We start from the raw sequence: 16,969 nt of genomic DNA, 5'->3' as shown, positions 1-16,969 counted from the left end.
TAGATAGCCGGTCGGGACATGAAACGGAACGGGAACATGCTATAGGCGCGGTGTGACGCCGCCGCCCGCTCCTGCAACGCTTTCGCCCCTGTTCGCCGACTGGTTCGCGCGGCGCGGCTGGTCGCCGCGTCGGCATCAGCTGGAGATGATCGCGGCGGCCGAGGCTGGGTCGCACGCCCTGCTGGTGGCGCCGACGGGGGGCGGCAAGACGCTGGCAGGGTTCCTGCCGTCGCTGGTGGAACTGGCCGAGCGAGGGCCAAGGCCGGCGTTCGGGCCGGGATCGGGGGTACACACGCTTTATCTGTCGCCGCTGAAGGCCCTGACGACCGACGTCGAGCGCAATCTGATGACGCCGATCCGCGAGATCGGGCTGAACATCCATGTCGAGAGCCGGACGGGCGACACCAAACAGTCGAAGAAGGCGCGGCAGCGCGAGTTCCCGCCGGACATCCTGCTGACCACGCCCGAACAGCTGGCCCTGTTCTGCGCCTGGGACGGGGCGCGCGACTATTTCGCTGATCTGAAGTGCGTCGTGCTGGACGAGGTGCATGCGATCTGGAGCGGCAAGCGGGGGGACCTGCTGTCGCTGGGTCTGGGGCGGTTGCAGCAGTTCGCCCCGGCCATGCGGCGGGTGGCGCTGTCGGCGACGGTGGACGATCCGGAGATGATCGCGGGGTGGCTGAAGCCCGGTCTGGACGACTCCGTCACCATCGTCCGAGGCGACCCCAGCGCGCCGCCGGTGGTCGATGTGCTGGTCTCCGAAGGCAAGGTGCCGTGGGCCGGCCACACCGGCCAGCACGCCATCCCCGAGGTCTATGAGGCGCTGAAGCGCTCGGGCATGACCCTGATCTTCGTCAACACGCGCTGGCAGGCGGAGTTCGTCTTCCAGTCGTTGTGGGCGATCAATGAGGACGACCTGCCGATCGCCCTGCACCACGGCTCGCTGGCGGCGGAACAGCGGCGCAAGGTCGAGGCGGCGATGGCGCGGGGCGACCTGCGGGCGGTAGTCTGCACCTCGACGCTCGACCTCGGCATCGACTGGGGCGACGTCGATCTGGTCATCCAGCTGGCCGCGCCCAAGGGCGCCTCGCGGCTGGTGCAGCGGATCGGCCGGGCCAACCACCGACTGGACGAGCCGTCGCGCGCCCTGATGGTGCCGGCCAGCCGGTTCGAGATGCTGGAATGCCAGGCCGCGCGCGAGGCGGTGGCCGAGAACGCCTTCGACTGGGAGCCTGTACATACGGGCACGCTGGATACGCTGGCCCAGCATGTCATGGGCTGCGCCTGTTCCGAGCCGTTCGCACTGGATGATCTGTATACGGAGATCACCGGCTGCGGCCCCTATCGCGGGCTGACGTACGAGGCGTTCGAGGAGGTGGTCGATCTGGTCGCCACCGGGGGCTATGCGCTGCGCACCTATGAGCGGTTCGCGCGGATTGTGCGGACGCAGGACGGCAAGTGGAAGGTCCGCAACGCCCAGACGGCGCAGCGGCACCGGATGAACGTCGGCACCATCGTGGCGGCGGCGACGCTGAATGTGCGCATCGCCTCGCGGCGCGGGGGCGCGTCGAAACAGCTGATCGGCGGCCGCAAGGTCGGCGAGGCGGAAGAGAACTATTTCGAGCAGATGTCGCCCGGCGACACCTTCGTCTTCGCCGGCCAGGTCTGGGCCTTCCAGGGCATCAACGGCATGGATGCGCTGGTCACTCACGCCCAGGACAGGGACCCGAAGATCCCCTCATGGGGCGGATCGAAATTCCCCATGTCGACGTCGCTGGCGAGCCGGGTGCGGGCGATGATCCAGGACCGCGACCACTGGCGCGTCCTGCCGCCCGATGTGCAGGAGTGGCTGGAGCTGCAGGAGGCGCGGTCGGTCATCCCGGATGCGGAAACCCTGCTGGTCGAGACCTTCCCGCGCGGTTCGCGGCATTTCCTCGTCGCCTATCCGTTCGAGGGCGGGCTGGCGCATGCGACCCTGTGCATGCTGCTGACGCGGCGGCTGGACCGGCTGGGCGTCGGGCCGCTGGGGTTCGTCTGCACCGACTATTCGCTGGCCATCTGGTCGATCAAGCCCCTGATCGACAAGAATGGGGACGGCCTCGACCTCGGCGCCCTGTTCGAGCCGGACATGCTGGGCGACGATCTGGAGAGCTGGCTGGCCGAGAGCTTCATGATGAAGCGGACGTTCCGCAATTGCGCCCTGATCTCCGGGCTGATCGAAAAGCGCCAGCCGGGCAATGAGAAGACCGGCCGGCAGGTGACCTTCTCGACGGACCTTATCTACGACGTGCTGCGGCGGCATCAACCCGACCATCTGCTGCTCAAGACCGCCCGCGCCGATGCGGCCGCGGGCCTGCTGGATGTGGCGCGTCTGGGGCAGTTGCTGGAGCGGATCCGGGGCCAGATCAAACATGTGCCGCTGGAGCGGCCCTCGCCCTTCTGTGTCCCGGTGCTTGTCCAGATCGGTCGGGAGCGGGTCGGCGGTGGACAGGCGGCGGAGATGATCTTGGACGCCTCGGCCTACGGGTTCGACGAGGAGACGCTGATCGCCGAAGTGATGGCGGACGCGCCGCCCGAACTTGCGGGGGCGGAATGAACGCCGCTCTGAGACAGGCCCTCTCCCCCGCTCGCTGCCCCAGCGGCGGGCTGCGGGTCCATATCGAGGGCGAGCCCTGCGTGCTGCGCTGCTCGGGCGCCTTGTGGGTGCTCAACCACCGCACCCTGATCGCAGCCGACCTGCATCTCGAGAAGGGCTCGGCCTTCGCAGCCCGGGGCCAGATGCTGCCGCCCTATGACAGCCGGGCTACGCTGGACCGGCTGGAGGCCGAGATCGAGGCGCTGCAGCCGGCGGCGGTGGTTCTGCTGGGCGACAGCTTCCACGACGCGGCCTCGGTGGGCCGGATGGCGGCGGACGACAAGGCGCGGCTGGACCGGCTGGCGGCGGGCCGTGAATGGATCTGGCTGGAGGGCAATCACGACATCGCCGCCCTGGCCGGGGCGATGGACGACCTTGTCGGGGAGGTGGTCGAGACGATGTCGTTCGGCTCCCTGCGCCTGATCCATGAGCCCCAGCCGGGCGTGCAACCCGGGGAGATTGCAGGCCACCTCCACCCGGCGGCGCGGGTGGCGGCGCATGGGCGGGGGGTGCGACGGCCGTGTTTCGTGACGGACGGGCGGAGGGCGGTGCTGCCGGCCTTCGGGGCGTTCACGGGTGGGCTGGATGTGAGGGACCCGGCGATCGCCGGGTTGTTCGCGGAGCCGCCTATGGTTGCGGCGTTGGGACGGGACCGGGTGCATGCGCTGGCATGGGAGATGCTGCGGTAGGCGCGTGCCCCAGCAGCGCATTCGACGCCCCTTCCAGCCGCTCCTCCAGCGCCGCCATGAATGCGTCCCGCTTCAGTCCCGCCGGGATCGCCGGCAGGAACTCATAGACGATCGTCCCCGGATACCGCCGGAAGCCGTGCGCCGGCCAGTAGACCCCCGAGTTGGTCGCCATCGGGATGCAGGGGCAGTCGAGGTCGCGGTAGAGGGCGGCGATGCCGGGTTTGTAGTCGGCGGGGGCGCCGACCGGGGCGCGGGTGCCTTCGGGGAAGATCAGCATCTGACGGCCCTCGGCGAACCGGGCGCGCGCCTGGCGGACCATGTCCTTCAGGGCCTTGGAATGGGCCGAGCGGTCGACAGCGATCATCTTCGTCTTGGTGGCGAACCAGCCGAAGAAGGGCAGGGGCGCCAACTCCTTCTTCATGATGAAACAGTTGTCAGGCAGGACCGCGAAGGGCGCGATCACGTCCAGCATGGACTGGTGCTTGCCGGCGATCAGGGCGGCGCCGGTCGGGCGGTGTTCCAGCCCGCGGAACTCGACCTTGACCCCGGCGATCCAGCGCAGGCCGAACAGGCAGAATTTCGACCAGCTGCGGATCACCCACATGGCCGGGCGGTAGGGCATCAGCAGGGCCGGCGACAGGCCGACGGCGAACAGGACCATCGACAGATAGAGCCAGGCGACGAACAGCAGCGACCGGATCGTGACCACGTCAGGCGGCCTGTTCTGCGGGAGCCTCGGCGGCAGCGCCGCGGCCGCCGCCCACCGTCGCGCGGGCGAGGGCGGCGAGATATTTCATATATTCCAGCGTCATCCGGCGGGCCGTGACGGCGGCCTTCCACCAGCGGGAATTGTCCAGCGAGGGCGTCTCGACCGCATAGGGCGTCAGCTCGATTCCCGGCGCGGCGGCGCGGATCTCGGTCAGGGCCCGAGGCATATGATAGTCCGAGGTCACCACGATCAGGCTGTCATAGCCCTTGGCATCAGCCCAGGCGGCGATCTCCTGGGCGTTGCCGACGGTGTCCTCGGCCTCGAAGCCCAGATCGACGCAGCAGTTGAACAGGCGGTTGGAGCCGGGCGTCAGGGCGCGCAGTTCCTGACGGCGGACCTCGCGGTTGACGCCCGAGATCAGCACCCTCTGGCCCTTGTCCTGTTCCAGCAGGCGGATGGCGGCGTTGACCCGCTCGGCCGAGGGGCCGGTCAGGGCCACGATGGCGTCAGCGCGGGCGGGCTCGGCCGCCGGTGCATAGCCCCGCACCCGATCGGCGAAGGCGAACAGTCCGATCAGCCAGATCAGCACCAGCGTGGCGATGAAGGTCAGAAACTTCATGCGCCTAACCTAGTGACCCCGCTTCAGCCGCGCCAGCGCGGTGAATCGCGCGGCCACAAGCGCCACCGTACCCGCGAGCAACGGACATGGCGAGAGAATCAGCAGGTCGCTCCACGCCAGCGGCAGGGCCGGCGTGACCCCCTCGGCCCCGCCGAGGAAGCGCAGGGCGGCGATCAGCAGCATGGCGACCAGCGCGCCGATGGCCCCGGCCCCGGCCGCCAGCAGGCCGTAGCGGGCCTGATACAGGCCGGCGATAGCGCCGTCGGAAGCCCCGTTGAGGCTGAGGGTGTTGATCACACCCGACTGCGCCGCCATCCCCGCCCGGGTGGCGTAGGCGACGGCGGCTCCGGCCGCGCTGGCGGTCAGCAGGAAGGCGGCGGCCGCAAGCAGGGTGATCAGGCCCGCCGACCGCTCGACCTCGCCGCGCCACAGGCTGTGGTCGTCGACGGTGGCGTCCAGTCCGGCCTCGGCCAGGGCCCGGCCGAGGGTGACGGCGCTGGCCGGTGCGGTCAGATCCAGCCGCACGGTGACCAGTTGGGGGATGGGCAGGTCGGGCAGGACGGCGTCGCCGATCCATGGGCGCAGCAAGGCCTCCGCGGTCTCGCGGTCCATGGCCTCGGCCTCGGAGACTCCCTCGACCCCGGCCAGGGTCTGGGCGGCGCGGGCGGCGGCCTCGGCGCCCGTCTCGCCGACGCGCGGGCGGACCTGCACGGTGGCCTCGGACCGCAGCTCACGCGCCCAGCCGTGGGCGGCCCGGTCGGCGGAGACGGCCCCGACGGCTGACAGGCAGGCGAGAAAACACAGCACAGCGATCAGGCCCGCCAGCCACGCCTCGCCGCCCGCATCACGCGGCAGCAGCGACGGGCGGGCGTTTAACAGGCGGCGGATCATGTCGCGCCCCCGATCAGCCGTCCGCCTTCCAGCCGCAGGACGGTCGCGCCCGAGCGTTCGGCCAGCGCCTCGTCATGGCTGGCGATCAGCACGGTGGTGCCCAGCCGGTTCAGCGTCTGAAACAGTTTCAGAAGCCGCTCGGCCATGGCGGCGTCCACGCTGCCGGTCGGTTCGTCGGCGAGGATCAGGTCGGGCCGGGTGACCACCGCGCGGGCGATGGCCAGCCGCTGTTTCTCTCCACCCGAGAATGAGGGTGGGGCGTCATCCATCCGGTCGCCGAGGCCGACCCAGTCCAGCATCTCCTCGACGTCGCCGGCATAGTCGGCCTGTTTGCGGCCCGTCAGCCGCAGGGGCAGGGCGACATTGTCGAAGGCGGACAGGTGATCCAGCAGGCGGAAGTCCTGGAACACCACCCCCATCCGGCGGCGGAAGGCGGGCAGGGCGCGGCGCGTCGCCGTGGTGGCGTCCTCGCCGAACAGATGCAGGGTTCCGACGGTCGGATGCTCGGCCAGGGTCAACAGTTTCAGCAGCGTCGACTTCCCCGCCCCGGACGCCCCGGTAAGGAAGTGGAAAGAGCCGGCTGGCAAGGTGAGACTAACGTCCCGCAGCGCGCGGTGCGTCGCCGCATAGCCGAAACCCACGCCAGACAGGCGGACGGTCGCGGTCGCGGCGTCGGATTCATAAGCGCGGCGGGGCTGGACGGGCATGAATTTCGGGTCAGGACGCGGCCAGGCCGCGACGGGAGGGGGCGAAGAGCCTCGCAGTCAGCGCACATGATACTGACCTGCCCGTCCTGCGCCACCAGCTATTTCACCCCGGATGAGGCGATCGGGGCGGGCGGCCGGACTGTCCGCTGCAAGTCGTGCCGCCACACCTGGCGCGCGACCCTGGACGAGCCTCTGGAGCTGTCCCAGTCCTCGACGCCGAGCGAGGCCGTCAGCTTCGCCCATCGCGACGAACCCGACCCCGAATCACTGGCCGAGACGCCGGCCCCCGAACTGCCCAAGGCCTTCCGCGCCCGCGCCGAACAGCAGCGCCGCCTGCGCCGCGCCGCGGCTCATGGCGTGGTCTGGGCCGGCATCGCCTCCGGCTTCGCCGCCCTGCTCGGCAGCGCCTGGCTGTTCAGGGTCGAGGTCGTTGAACTGGCCCCCCGCGCCGCCGCCGCCTATGCCGCCATCGGCCTGACGGTGAACCCGACGGGACTGGATTTCGAGGCGGTCAGCGCCAAACCCCTGCCCAATGACCCGGGCAAGGTGATCGTCTCCGGTGCGCTCAGGAATGTGCGCGACAATGAGCGGACCGCCCCGCCCGTGCGCGTCGCCCTGCTGGACGCCCACGGCGCCGAAATCGGCCACGCCGTCATCCGCATCGACGCCGCCCCGGTTCTGCCCGGCAAGGTCCAGGGCTTCGCCGCCGTGATTCCCGACCCGGGCGCGCGCGGCCAGGGCGTCGGCGTCGCCTTTGTGCTGGATGAGGCTCCGTCCCGCGCCGCCCCGCCGCCCGCGCCCCATGCCGATACACGCCGGCCCCCCGCCGCGCCCACGCCTGCCCATGCGGAGGCGCCGACCGCCCCTGCCGCGGCCCCGCCCGCTGACGGCGGCCTGCGCCCCGCCCTGTCCCCCGGCGCCTCGGCCCCGCTGGACATGCAGCCGATCGACGCCGTGCCAGTGGTGGACACCCATAGGGAAGAGGCGGTATCCGCCTCGCATGGCTGACACCGCCCCCCAAGACGCCGCCAAGCCCACCGTCCTGCTCCCGGAAGCCGAGGTCCAGCGCATCGTCGCCGACCTCGCCGCGCAGATCGCCCCGGTGATCGACGATGAGACGGTGGCGGCCGTGCTGCTGACCGGCGGCCTGTGGTTCGCCGCCGACCTGACCCGCGCCCTGTCCCGGATCGGCCGCAATGTCCGCTTCGACGCCCTGTGGCTGGCGTCCTACGGCGACGAACAGACCAGCCGGGGCCGGATCGACGTCTATGCCGATTTCCAGCGTTCGATCGAGGGCCGCCGTGTCCTGATCGTCGACGACGTCTTCGACACCGGCCTGTCGCTGGCCGAGGCCGTGCGGATCGCGAAGGCGAAGGGCGCGTCAGAGGTTCTCACCGTCGTCTTCGCCAAGAAGCCCTGGCCGTTGCCGCGTGCTCCCGAGCCGGACTTCGTCGGCTGGGAGGCGCCGAACCGGTTCCTGGTCGGCTACGGGCTGGATCACGCGGGCGCGCTGCGCGGGCTGCCGGACGTGTGCGCGCTGGACTAGAGCCAGCCCGCAAGTTGAAGCCAGGTCAGGGCTGACGCATCTGCGCCATGGCCCTCAGGTCGAACCGAATCTGCAGCGGCGTTTCGCCCCGCCACGCGCCGATATGGGTGTGGGGGGAACGGCCGAAGCCGTTGTTGCCGATGCGCGCGACGGGTTGGCCGGCAACGACTTGATCGCCGACCTTTACCATGGCCCCCTGGATGTGGGCGTACAGGACATGCGTTCCGTCGGACCGGGCAAAGACGACAATGCTCGCGGGCGGTGAGCCGAGATGGCCCGGGACGTTGACCACCGGATTTTCAGTCAACCGCACGACCTGGCCGTCAAAAGGGGCCAGCAAGGGCTGGTTCCAGCCGTACCAGTCTTCGTTGGCGGCCCCATCGGTTCGGAACGGGGCCAGATAGCCGCCCGATTCATCGCTGGGTCCGCCCATGACGATGCAGTCAGCGCCGAGGCTGTCGCCCGGGTAGGCAAGCTGCCCCTCCCAGTGTTCGCTGCACATATAATCCGACGCGACGAATGGGTGGATCATCACCTGTTCGATGGGCGACCCGGCAGTTTGAAAAGCCAGACTGGCCAAGAGAAGAGCAATCATTCGAACCCCATGCGTCCGGACAATCAGATTTGAAGCCGATTCCGGCTAGAGCCAGTTAACGACGGACTCACGGGCCAACAAGTCTTCGTACGAGGGGCGCCTTCGCACGATGGCGTAGGCCTCGCCATTGACCAGAACTTCGGGAACCAGAGGCCGCGAATTGTACTCGCTGGCCAGCACAGCGCCGTAGGCGCCCGCGCCCATGAAGGCCACAAGGTCCCCGGCCTGCATCGGCGGCAGCAGGCGGTCGCGAGCGAAGATGTCGGTGGATTCGCAGATCGGGCCGACGAGATCGTACAGGCGCGCCTCGCCTTCGCGCGGCCGCACCGGGACCAGATCGTGGAAGGCGTCGTAGAGGGCGGGGCGCATCAGGTCGTTCATGCCCGCGTCCAGCACCAGGAAGCGCCGGCCGTCGCCCCGCTCATTGACCTGGATGACCCGGCTCAGCAGCACCCCGGCATTGGCGGCCAGCAGGCGCCCCGGCTCGAACGCCGCCTCGACCTCCAGACCGTCCAGCACCCGCGCTGCCATGGCGACATAGGCCGCGATCGAGGGCAGGTCCGACTGGCCGTGATAGGGCACGCCCAGCCCGCCGCCGAGGTCGAGCCGCGTGACCGACAGCCCGGCGGCGCGCAGCTCCAGGGTCATCGTCCGCAGGGCGCGGAACGCCGCCTCCAGCGGCTCCAGCGTGGTGATCTGGCTGCCGATGTGACAGGCCAGCCCGACCGGCGTCACATGCGGCGACAGACTGGCGCGGGCGTAGAGGGCGTGGGCCTCGTCCGCCGGCACCCCGAACTTGTCCGTCGCCCCGCCGGTGGTGATCTTCGCATGGCCGCCCGCACCGACGGCCGGATTGACGCGGATAGCGATCTCCGGCCGCGCGCCCTTCGACGCCGCCACCGCGATCAGCCGGTCCAGTTCGACCGCGCTCTCGACATTGATCTGGCGCACGCCGACTTCGATGGCGAAGGCCAGTTCGGCGTCGGTCTTGCCCACGCCCGAGAAGACGATGCGGTCGGCGGGCACACCGGCCTTCAACGCCCGCCGGATCTCGCCCTCCGAGACCGTATCGGCGCCGCAGCCGAGCCGGGCGAGGGTCGCCAGCACCGACAGGTTGGAGTTGGCCTTCACCGCAAAGGCGATCAGGGCGTCGCCCAGGGCCGCCGGATGGGCCGCGACCGCGTCGGCCAGCAGGCCGTAGTGCCGGGTCAGGGTCGCGCTGGAGTAGACATAGGCCGGCGTGCCGACCGCTTCGGCGAGCGTCTTCAGCGGCACGCCCTCGGCCTGAAGCGCGCCGTTGATGCGGTCGAAATGATGCAAGGGAAGCCTAGCCGGGGTTGGAGCCCGAACCACCGTAGGGGCTCGAGCTGGGGCCGCCGTCGATCGGGACCTGGCTGGGCGGACGGTTGACGGTGGCGGGCTCGCGCAGGCTGGGGGCCCGCTCGTCGCGCATGCCGCGCTCGGTCTCCCGGGCCGGCGGGGCGTCGAGGTCGGCCATGCGGCCGCACGCAGCGGCCGAGACGGCGATCAGGGCGGCGACGCCCGCAAGCACGATCTTCTTCATCCCAAACCCCTTACGCGAGACGCGTCTTCCACTCGGCGATGCGCGCGCGGACCTGTTCCGGCGCCGTGCCCCCGAAGCTCTGGCGGCTGGCGCAGGAAGCCTCGGGAGTGAGCACCTTGTAAACCGCTTCCGTCACGCCGGGCTCAAGGGACTGCAGTTCGGTCAGCGGCAGTTGCGACAAATCCACGTTCAGGGCCTCGGCCCGCTTCACCGCCGCGCCGGTGACATGGTGCGCCTTGCGGAACGGCAGGTTCAGCTCGCGCACCAGCCAGTCGGCCAGATCGGTGGCGGTCGAGAAGCCCGAGCCGGCCGCTTCGCGCATCCGTTCGGTGTTCGGCTGCAGGGCCGAAACCATGGCCGTCATGGCCCCCAGGGCCAGCGTCAGGGCGTCGAACGCCTCGAACACCGGCGGCTTGTCCTCCTGCATGTCCTTGGAATAGGCCAGCGGCAGGCCCTTCATCACTGTCGACAGGGCGACCAGCGAACCCATGATCCGGCCCGTCTTGGCCCGAACCAGTTCGGCGGCGTCGGGATTGCGCTTCTGCGGCATGATCGAACTGCCGGTGGTCAGGTCGTCCGGCAGGGTCACAAAGCCGAACTGCGGCGTCATCCAGATGACGATCTCCTCGGCCAGCCGCGACAGGTGTCCGGCGCAGATCGAGGCGGCGGCGAGGCTTTCCAGCGCGAAGTCGCGGTCCGAGACGGCGTCCAGCGAATTGCCCATCGGCCGGTCAAAGCCCAGTTCGGCCGCCGTCATCTGGCGGTCGATGGGGAAGGGGGAACCGGCCAGGGCCGCGGCGCCCAGCGGGTTCTCGTTCATCCGCGCCCGGGCGTCGGCGAAGCGGGCGGCGTCGCGGCCGAACATCTCGACATAGGCCATCAGATGATGGCCGAAGGTCACCGGCTGGGCCGGCTGCAGATGGGTGAAGCCCGGCATCAGATCGGCGGCGTGCTGCTCCGCCCGCACCAGAAGGGCCGACTGCAGCCCTTTCAGCTGGTCGACGGCGGCGTCGCAGGCGGCGCGGACCCAAAGGCGGAAATCGGTCGCCACCTGGTCGTTGCGGCTGCGCGCGGTGTGCAGCCGGCCCGACGGCTCTCCGATCAGTTCGGCCAGCCGCGCTTCCACATTCATGTGGATGTCTTCGAACTGGTCGCGGAACGGGAAGGAGCCGCCGCGGATCTCGACCTCGATGGCGTCCAGCCCGCCCAATATTGCGTCGGCGTCGGCTTGCGTGATGATCTTCTGCGCCGCCAGCATGCGGCAATGGGCGCGCGACCCGGCCAGATCCTGGGCCCACAGGCGGCGGTCCACGCCGATGGAGACGTTGATCGCCTGCATGATGTCGGCCGGCCGCGCCGAGAAGCGTCCGCCCCAGATGTCTTGACCTTCCGCGTTCGGAGAAGGCTTAACTGACGCTGGCGACGGGGAAGGCTTGGTCATGAAGGGCTCGAAGGCGGCGGGGATAGCGATCGCAGGCGCGCTGGCGGTCGGTATGATCGTCGGCGCCGGGCTGCTATACGCCAATCGCGACGCCTTCTTCAAAGCCGCAACGCCCGAACCGGCGGCGAAGAGCGAACTGGCCCGCTTCGCCACCGGCTCCCTGACCCGGCTGGAGACGCTGGAAGCCACGCCGATGGCCCCGGCCTATGTGTTCAAGACCCGCGAGGGGGCCGACGCTACCTTCGCCCAGTTCCGCGGCAAGGTGGTCGTGGTCAACCTCTGGGCCATGTGGTGCGCGCCCTGCCGCACCGAGATGCCGACCCTGGCCCGTCTGGACGAGGCCTATCCCGACGACCAGCTCGTCGTGCTGCCGATCAATGTCGACGCCACCGCCGACGGTCTGGCCGACGCCCGCAGCTTCATCGACGTGCACGAGCCCCTGCCGCTCTACAGCGACATGAAATTCCAGCTGCCGTTCGAACTGCCGGGCGAGGGCAAGATGCCCCAGACCGTGATCCTCGACCGTCAGGGTCGCATCCGCGCGTCCTTCTCCGGCGAGGCTGACTGGGCCAGCCCCGAAGCGCGCGCCCTGATCGACGCGCTGCTGGCGGAGCCGGCCTGACGGGTTAGTTGGCCGGGACGCGCTCTTCGGTCGCCGGATCGATCGCGCCGGGCCGGCCCTCGGCGGCGGCCTCGGCCTGATTGTCTTCCAGTCGGGCGGCGACATTGCCCGCGCCTTCCTCGACCGCCCGCGCAGCCTTCATGGCTCCGGACTCGATCACCTCGCCGGCCTCGGCGGCGACCTCCCCGGCCCGGTCGCCTGCGACCTCGGCCTTGGTCTCGGCTTCCTGTTGTTCAGCCGGCGTGCAGGCGGCGGCGCCCAGCGACAGGGCGGCGACGGCGGCGAGCGTGATGGTCTGGATGCGCATGGAAAATCCCCTTCGGCGTTGAACCTTGGCGGTTAACGCGGGGAAGCGGGAGGGGTTGCGGCAATGGTGGCTGGAGGCGGGCTCGAACCGCCGACCTGTGGGTTATGAATCCACCGCTCTAACCAGCTGAGCTACCCAGCCCCGTTTGACGATCGCGTCGCTCGAGTCCCGGCGGGAACTGGTCTGTCCGCCGGAAGAGCGGTGCCTATATAGGCGGGCGCCGGTGGATTCAAGCCGCCTTCACGCCGTCCCGGGGCCGGGGCCCAGACCGGGGCCCAGACCGGGGCCATGCGTCGCAGACGGGTGACGCCGCCGCGGCGGAACGGCTAGGCTGCGGAGACCGTTTCCCGCTCGTCTGATTCAAGGGGTTTCCCATGCGCCTGCTCGCCCTCGCCGTCTCCGTGTCCGCCGTGGCCCTGGCCGCCGCCTGCGCGGTTCCCGGGCAGGACGAGGCGCGGCCCGGCGATCCGGTCGAGACCCGCGCGGCCAATGCGCCAGACCAACAGCCCGCCTTTGCCGGCCAGACCCGCGCGCCCGGCGTGCGCACCGCGGTGGCCATGGCGCATACGGTGGTGGCCTCGGGGCTTGAGGAGCCGTGGGGTCTGGCGCTGCTGCCCGACGGCCGCTGGCTGGTGACCGAGCGGCCCGGCCGCCTGCGCATCATCACCGCCGCCGGGGCGGTGGGCGAACCGATCGCGGGGCTGCCGGCCGTCGATGCCCAGGGGCAGGGCGGTCTGCTGGATATCGTGACCGGCCCGACCTTCGCCGACGACCGGATGATCTACTGGAGCTATGCGGAGCCCCGTGAAGGCGGCAACGGCACGGCAGTGGCGCGCGGACGGCTGTCGGACGACGGATCGCGGGTCGAGGCCGTGCAGGTGATCTTCCGCGCCATGCCGACCTATGCGGGCCGGCTGCACTATGGCTCATCCCTCGCCTTTGCGCCGGACGGCCGGCTGTTCATCACCGTGGGCGAGCGATCCGACGTGCCGATGCGGCCACAGGCCCAGGACCTGGGATCGCACATGGGCAAGACCATCCGCATCAATGCCGACGGCTCGGTTCCGTCCGACAATCCCTTCGTTGGCCGCGCCGGGGCCCTGCCGGAGATCTGGTCCCTGGGGCATCGTAATGCGCAGGGCGTCGCCATCGCCGCGAACGGCGACGTCTGGACGGTCGAGCACGGCACGCGCGGCGGGGACGAGGTCAACCTGGACCGGGCGGGCCTCAACTACGGCTGGCCCGACGTCGCCTACGGCGTCGAATACCGGGGCGCGGCGATCAACGCCGGGATCACGGCGCGCGAGGGGACGGAACAGCCGGCCTACTACTGGGACCCGTCGATCGCGCCGGGCGGCATGATCCTCTACGACGGGGCCATGTTCCCCGGTTGGCGCGGCAATCTTCTGGTCGCCGTGCTGAAGGACAAGCACATCGCCCGGCTGGTGCTGGACGGGAACCGGATCGTCGGCGAGGAGCGGCTGATGACCGACCTCGGCGAACGGGTCCGCGACCTGGCCGTGGCGGCGGATGGCGCGGTGTGGGCGGTCACCGATGAGGCGGACGGCAAGCTGGTCCGGCTGGCGGCGGTGAACTGATCAATCGCGCAGCAACTCGTTCACGCCCGTCTTCGCTCGCGTCTGGGCGTCGACCCGCTTGACGATCACCGCGCAATAAAGACCCGGCCCGCCGTTCGGATCGGGCAGGCTGCCCGGCACCACGACCGAATAAGCCGGCACTTCGCCGCGGAAGACCTCGCCCGTCGCCCGGTCGACGATCTTCGTCGAGCCCGACAGATAGACGCCCATGGCCAGGACAGCGCCCTCGCGGACGATGACGCCCTCGGCCACCTCGGCGCGCGCGCCGATGAAACAGCCGTCCTCGATGATGGTCGGATTGGCCTGCAGCGGCTCCAGCACCCCACCGATTCCGGCCCCGCCGGACAGGTGCACATTCTTGCCGATCTGTGCGCAGGAGCCGACCGTGGCCCAGGCGTCGACCATCGATCCCTCGTCGACGAAGGCGCCGATGTTCACGAAACTGGGCATCAGCACGACGTTGCGGCCGATGAAGGCCCCGCGGCGGACGATCGAGCCGGGCACGGAGCGGAAGCCCGCCTCCTGATAGTGGGCCGCGGTCCAGTCGCCGAACTTGTTGGGGACCTTGTCCCACCAGGGCCCGACCCCGGGTGCATGGCTGGCAGGACCGCGGTCGCCGCCGCGCATGATCTCATTGTCGTTGAGCCGGAAGGACAGCAGCACCGCCTTCTTCAGCCACTGGTGGGTAATCCAGACGCCGTCGGCGCCGCGCGAGGCGACCCGCGCCTTTCCGGAGTCCAGCCGTTCCAGCGCCTGTTCGACGGCCTTGCGGACCTCGCCGTGGGTGGCGGCCGAGATATTGGCGCGGCCTTCCCAGGCGGCCTCGATGACGGCTTCCAGATGGGTCAGGTCGGTCATCAGGCGTCTCCGGACAGGCGGGCGGTGGCGAGGAAGGGGCCGAGGGCGGCGGCCCGGTGGTCGGCGAAGGGCGTCTCTGCGTCCCGGGCGTGCGGCCCGACCAGCACCGTGGTCATGCCGATGGCGTGGGCGGGTGCGAGGTTGCGCACAGTGTCCTCGAAGAAGGCCGCCGTGGTCGGATCGACGTCGAATCGCTCCGTCATCCGGGCGAAGGTCCGGGGGTCCGGCTTCGGAATCAGATCGGCGTCCTCCAGCGAGAACAGGCCGTCGAACAGATCGGCCAGATCCAGCTTCTCGACCACCCGTCGGGCATGGGCCATCGAGCCGTTGGTGAAGACGATGCGGGGGCCCTCGAGCCGCTCCAGCGCCGCGCGCAGGCCGGGGTCGGGGGCCAGGACATCCAGCGGTACGTCATGGACTTCCGCCAGGAAGTCGTGCGGATCAATTCGATGATGCGCCATCAGACCGGCCAGCGAGGTGCCGTAGTCGCGCAGATACCCCTTCTGGACCACCATCGCCTCATCCGCCGGCAGGCCGGCGGTGCGCACGACATAGTCGTTGATGCGCTGCTGGATCAGCCCCATGAACTGGCTTTCGGGCGGATACAGGGTGTCGTCGAGGTCGAAGATCCAGCTGCGGACATGGCGCAGATCGGCGCCGTATTCCGTCGCCTCGACCGGCTCCGCCGTCATCCGGCCTTCACCAGCGTGCCGGCGCCGTGCTCGGTGAACAGTTCCACCAGCATGGCGTGGGGCCGGCGGCCGTCGAGAATCACCACGGCCTCGACCCCGTCGCGGACCGCGGCCATGGCCGTCTGCAGCTTGGGAATCATGCCGCCCGTGGCGACGCCGTCCTCGATCAGTTTCGAGGCCTCGCCGACCGTCATCTGGCGGATGATCTCGCCGTCCGCGCCCTTGACCCCCGGGACGTCCGTCAGCAGCAGCATCCGTTTGGCGCCCAGCGAGCCGGCGACGGCGCCGGCGACGGTGTCGGCGTTGACGTTGAAGGTCTGACCGTCCTCGGTCACGCCAATGGGGGCGATGACCGGCACCCAGTCGGCGTCGGACTCCAGCAGACGCTTGATCAGCTTGGGGTCGACCCGCGTCGGTTCGCCGACAAAGCCCAGATCAACCTCATGCTCGATCATGCTGTCCGGGTCGCGCTTGGTGCGCTTGGTCTTTTCGACGGTCAGAAGGCCGGCGTCCTTGCCCGACAGGCCGACGCCCCGGACATCCGCCTCGCGGCCGGCCATGGTGATCCAGTGGGCGATCTCCTTATTGACCGCGCCGGACAGGACCATTTCGGCCACCTGCATGGTGTCGGCGTCCGTGACCCGCAGCCCGTCGACGAAGGCGGACTTCACGCCCGCCTTGTCAAGCATGGCGCTGATCTGCGGTCCGCCGCCGTGCACCACGACCGGATTGACGCCCATCAGCTTCAGCAAAACCACGTCCGCGGCGAACTGACGCGCCACGGCGCTCTCGCCCATGGCGTGGCCGCCGTACTTGATGACCACCGTCTTGCGGTCATAGATCTGGATAAAGGGCAGGGCCTCGGCGAGCGTTTTCGCCGTCTCCCAACCTTGCGCGTCTTTGGCGCGATCCTCGGATTGCCGTTCGGTCTCGTCCATGATGAGCAGGCTCCTAAAGCGAGGTCCGGGTCCTGTCACCTGAAACCCGTGCGCGCCCGGACCGTTGGGTCCGGTATGAAAGAACATGAGATCGACGACCGCGACCTGACCCGGTCCCGCCCGACGGATCCGGCGTCTCTGCAGGGGCTCGACCCGGTGCTTTGCCCTGAATGCCAGGGAGTCGGAGCGACGGCGACGGGCGAGACCTGCCCTGTCTGTGAGGGAACCGGCAAGGCGACCGGAAGGACGGGTGGCGGCTGAGTCCGCCATTTCCGGCGCCCGCCTCCCCTCACAAGGGACAAACAGGGGGCGAAATTCCCGAAAGCAGGCTGAAAACGCCGTCGTGTAGCCCATCAGCCACGCTCGCCAGCCTTCGTATCCGGCCATCTCGACCTGGGCCAGCGGGGCTGTTATGACACCTTAGCGGCGGCTACTACGCCGTCACAAATTCACTTGGGCTGCGGAGGGCATCCACCCATGCGCGTTAAAACTTTCATTCTGGCCACCAGCGCAGTCGGGGCTCTCGCCCTGTCCGCCGGCGTCGCCAACGCCGAGCCG

18 protein-coding genes and 1 tRNA gene are annotated in these 16,969 nt (G+C 69.7%); 6 read left to right on the top strand and 13 right to left on the bottom strand.

The window, feature by feature from the left end; genetic code table 11:
* Positions 1-52 precede the first annotated feature (52 nt).
* Positions 53-2,596, top strand: a complete 2,544-nt coding sequence (locus B3E43_RS13365; RefSeq protein ID WP_292030300.1) for a ligase-associated DNA damage response DEXH box helicase — start codon at positions 53-55, stop codon at positions 2,594-2,596.
* Positions 2,593-3,324, top strand: a complete 732-nt coding sequence (gene pdeM / locus B3E43_RS13360) for a ligase-associated DNA damage response endonuclease PdeM (protein WP_292030299.1) — start codon at positions 2,593-2,595, stop codon at positions 3,322-3,324. Before B3E43_RS13365 ends, pdeM begins: the two co-directional genes overlap by 4 nt.
* Here pdeM and B3E43_RS13355 read toward each other — a convergent pair.
* From B3E43_RS13355 to B3E43_RS13340, 4 genes are read right to left on the bottom strand one after another with little or no spacing between them, the layout of a single operon-like run.
* A complete protein-coding gene (locus B3E43_RS13355) occupies positions 3,263-4,033 on the bottom strand; it encodes a lysophospholipid acyltransferase family protein (RefSeq protein WP_292030297.1) in 771 nt (256 codons plus the stop codon). The genes pdeM and B3E43_RS13355 overlap by 62 nt on opposite strands.
* Before the next feature lies 1 nt (position 4,034).
* On the bottom strand, positions 4,035-4,652 hold the full coding sequence (locus B3E43_RS13350; protein WP_292030295.1) for a YdcF family protein: 618 nt from the start codon (positions 4,650-4,652) through the stop codon (positions 4,035-4,037).
* 9 nt (positions 4,653-4,661) lie between these two features.
* Positions 4,662-5,543 (bottom strand): cell division protein FtsX, encoded by an 882-nt coding sequence (locus B3E43_RS13345; protein WP_292030292.1) that lies wholly within the window; start codon positions 5,541-5,543, stop codon positions 4,662-4,664.
* Positions 5,540-6,250 (bottom strand): cell division ATP-binding protein FtsE, encoded by a 711-nt coding sequence (locus B3E43_RS13340; RefSeq protein WP_292030291.1) that lies wholly within the window; start codon positions 6,248-6,250, stop codon positions 5,540-5,542. The genes B3E43_RS13345 and B3E43_RS13340 overlap by 4 nt, the downstream gene beginning before the upstream one ends.
* Positions 6,251-6,316: 66 nt before the next feature.
* On the opposite strand from B3E43_RS13340, the gene B3E43_RS13335 reads away from it, so the two are divergent.
* Entirely contained in the window at positions 6,317-7,258 is a 942-nt protein-coding gene (locus B3E43_RS13335) for an MJ0042-type zinc finger domain-containing protein (RefSeq protein WP_292030289.1), read from the top strand.
* Positions 7,251-7,796 carry a phosphoribosyltransferase gene (locus B3E43_RS13330; RefSeq protein ID WP_292030286.1) on the top strand — a complete coding sequence of 182 codons (546 nt, stop codon included), beginning with the start codon at positions 7,251-7,253 and terminating at the stop codon, positions 7,794-7,796. Before B3E43_RS13335 ends, B3E43_RS13330 begins: the two co-directional genes overlap by 8 nt.
* Before the next feature lie 25 nt (positions 7,797-7,821).
* On the opposite strand, the gene B3E43_RS13325 is transcribed toward B3E43_RS13330, so the two are convergent.
* From B3E43_RS13325 to argH, 4 genes are read right to left on the bottom strand one after another with little or no spacing between them, the layout of a single operon-like run.
* Positions 7,822-8,391 carry a M23 family metallopeptidase gene (locus B3E43_RS13325; RefSeq protein ID WP_292030283.1) on the bottom strand — a complete coding sequence of 190 codons (570 nt, stop codon included), beginning with the start codon at positions 8,389-8,391 and terminating at the stop codon, positions 7,822-7,824.
* A gap of 45 nt (positions 8,392-8,436) precedes the next feature.
* Positions 8,437-9,711, bottom strand: a complete 1,275-nt coding sequence (lysA, locus tag B3E43_RS13320) for a diaminopimelate decarboxylase (RefSeq protein WP_292030281.1) — start codon at positions 9,709-9,711, stop codon at positions 8,437-8,439.
* Between the two features lie 7 nt (positions 9,712-9,718).
* The gene (locus tag B3E43_RS13315) at positions 9,719-9,955 is read right to left on the bottom strand and encodes a hypothetical protein (protein ID WP_292030279.1); all 237 of its coding nucleotides are present in this window, start codon (positions 9,953-9,955) and stop codon (positions 9,719-9,721) included.
* A 10-nt stretch (positions 9,956-9,965) separates the two neighbouring features.
* Positions 9,966-11,333, bottom strand: a complete 1,368-nt coding sequence (gene argH / locus B3E43_RS13310; protein ID WP_292030442.1) for an argininosuccinate lyase — start codon at positions 11,331-11,333, stop codon at positions 9,966-9,968.
* Between the two features lie 61 nt (positions 11,334-11,394).
* Here argH and B3E43_RS13305 point away from each other — a divergent pair, with 61 nt between their 5' ends.
* Complete coding sequence (locus B3E43_RS13305; protein WP_292030277.1) at positions 11,395-12,018, top strand: TlpA family protein disulfide reductase; 624 nt, start codon at positions 11,395-11,397, stop codon at positions 12,016-12,018.
* A gap of 4 nt (positions 12,019-12,022) precedes the next feature.
* Here the strand turns inward: B3E43_RS13305 and B3E43_RS13300 are convergent, their stop codons facing one another.
* Both B3E43_RS13300 and B3E43_RS13295 read right to left on the bottom strand, forming a co-directional pair.
* Positions 12,023-12,325 (bottom strand): hypothetical protein, encoded by a 303-nt coding sequence (locus tag B3E43_RS13300; protein WP_292030275.1) that lies wholly within the window; start codon positions 12,323-12,325, stop codon positions 12,023-12,025.
* Positions 12,326-12,389: 64 nt separating this feature from the next.
* Positions 12,390-12,466: transfer RNA gene (locus B3E43_RS13295), tRNA-Met, on the bottom strand.
* A 233-nt stretch (positions 12,467-12,699) separates the two neighbouring features.
* Here B3E43_RS13295 and B3E43_RS13290 point away from each other — a divergent pair.
* The gene (locus B3E43_RS13290; RefSeq protein ID WP_292030273.1) at positions 12,700-13,923 is read left to right on the top strand and encodes a PQQ-dependent sugar dehydrogenase; all 1,224 of its coding nucleotides are present in this window, start codon (positions 12,700-12,702) and stop codon (positions 13,921-13,923) included.
* Here B3E43_RS13290 and dapD read toward each other — a convergent pair whose 3' ends face one another.
* The 3 genes from dapD to argB are packed head-to-tail and all read right to left on the bottom strand — an operon-like array spanning position 13,924 to position 16,411.
* A complete protein-coding gene (gene dapD / locus B3E43_RS13285) occupies positions 13,924-14,781 on the bottom strand; it encodes a 2,3,4,5-tetrahydropyridine-2,6-dicarboxylate N-succinyltransferase (RefSeq protein ID WP_292030271.1) in 858 nt (285 codons plus the stop codon).
* Positions 14,781-15,473: a pyrimidine 5'-nucleotidase gene (locus B3E43_RS13280; protein WP_292030269.1), complete on the bottom strand. Its 693-nt coding sequence runs from the start codon at positions 15,471-15,473 to the stop codon at positions 14,781-14,783. Before B3E43_RS13280 ends, dapD begins: the two co-directional genes overlap by 1 nt.
* Complete coding sequence (gene argB, locus B3E43_RS13275) at positions 15,470-16,411, bottom strand: acetylglutamate kinase (protein WP_292030267.1); 942 nt, start codon at positions 16,409-16,411, stop codon at positions 15,470-15,472. Before argB ends, B3E43_RS13280 begins: the two co-directional genes overlap by 4 nt.
* Positions 16,412-16,969: the final 558 nt, after the last annotated feature.

The organism is Brevundimonas sp. UBA2416 (assembly GCF_002343105.1).
In the GTDB taxonomy this organism is placed as follows: Bacteria; Pseudomonadota; Alphaproteobacteria; order Caulobacterales; family Caulobacteraceae; genus Brevundimonas.
Note: the sequence above shows the minus strand (reverse complement) of the source record. Positions and strands in the feature narration are given on the sequence as shown.

Excerpts from the sequence above, each read along its gene's own strand:
- pdeM (WP_292030299.1), top strand. The coding sequence starts at position 2,593 with ATGAACGCCGCTCTGAGACAGGCCCTCTCCCCCGCTCGCTGCCCCAGC.
- B3E43_RS13350 (WP_292030295.1), bottom strand. The coding sequence starts at position 4,652 with ATGAAGTTTCTGACCTTCATCGCCACGCTGGTGCTGATCTGGCTGATC.
- B3E43_RS13345 (WP_292030292.1), bottom strand. The coding sequence starts at position 5,543 with ATGATCCGCCGCCTGTTAAACGCCCGCCCGTCGCTGCTGCCGCGTGAT.
- B3E43_RS13340 (WP_292030291.1), bottom strand. The coding sequence starts at position 6,250 with ATGCCCGTCCAGCCCCGCCGCGCTTATGAATCCGACGCCGCGACCGCG.
- B3E43_RS13335 (WP_292030289.1), top strand. The coding sequence starts at position 6,317 with ATGATACTGACCTGCCCGTCCTGCGCCACCAGCTATTTCACCCCGGAT.
- B3E43_RS13330 (WP_292030286.1), top strand. The coding sequence starts at position 7,251 with ATGGCTGACACCGCCCCCCAAGACGCCGCCAAGCCCACCGTCCTGCTC.
- B3E43_RS13325 (WP_292030283.1), bottom strand. The coding sequence starts at position 8,391 with ATGATTGCTCTTCTCTTGGCCAGTCTGGCTTTTCAAACTGCCGGGTCG.
- B3E43_RS13315 (WP_292030279.1), bottom strand. The coding sequence starts at position 9,955 with ATGAAGAAGATCGTGCTTGCGGGCGTCGCCGCCCTGATCGCCGTCTCG.
- B3E43_RS13305 (WP_292030277.1), top strand. The coding sequence starts at position 11,395 with ATGAAGGGCTCGAAGGCGGCGGGGATAGCGATCGCAGGCGCGCTGGCG.
- B3E43_RS13300 (WP_292030275.1), bottom strand. The coding sequence starts at position 12,325 with ATGCGCATCCAGACCATCACGCTCGCCGCCGTCGCCGCCCTGTCGCTG.
- B3E43_RS13290 (WP_292030273.1), top strand. The coding sequence starts at position 12,700 with ATGCGCCTGCTCGCCCTCGCCGTCTCCGTGTCCGCCGTGGCCCTGGCC.
- dapD (WP_292030271.1), bottom strand. The coding sequence starts at position 14,781 with ATGACCGACCTGACCCATCTGGAAGCCGTCATCGAGGCCGCCTGGGAA.
- B3E43_RS13280 (WP_292030269.1), bottom strand. The coding sequence starts at position 15,473 with ATGACGGCGGAGCCGGTCGAGGCGACGGAATACGGCGCCGATCTGCGC.
- argB (WP_292030267.1), bottom strand. The coding sequence starts at position 16,411 with ATGGACGAGACCGAACGGCAATCCGAGGATCGCGCCAAAGACGCGCAA.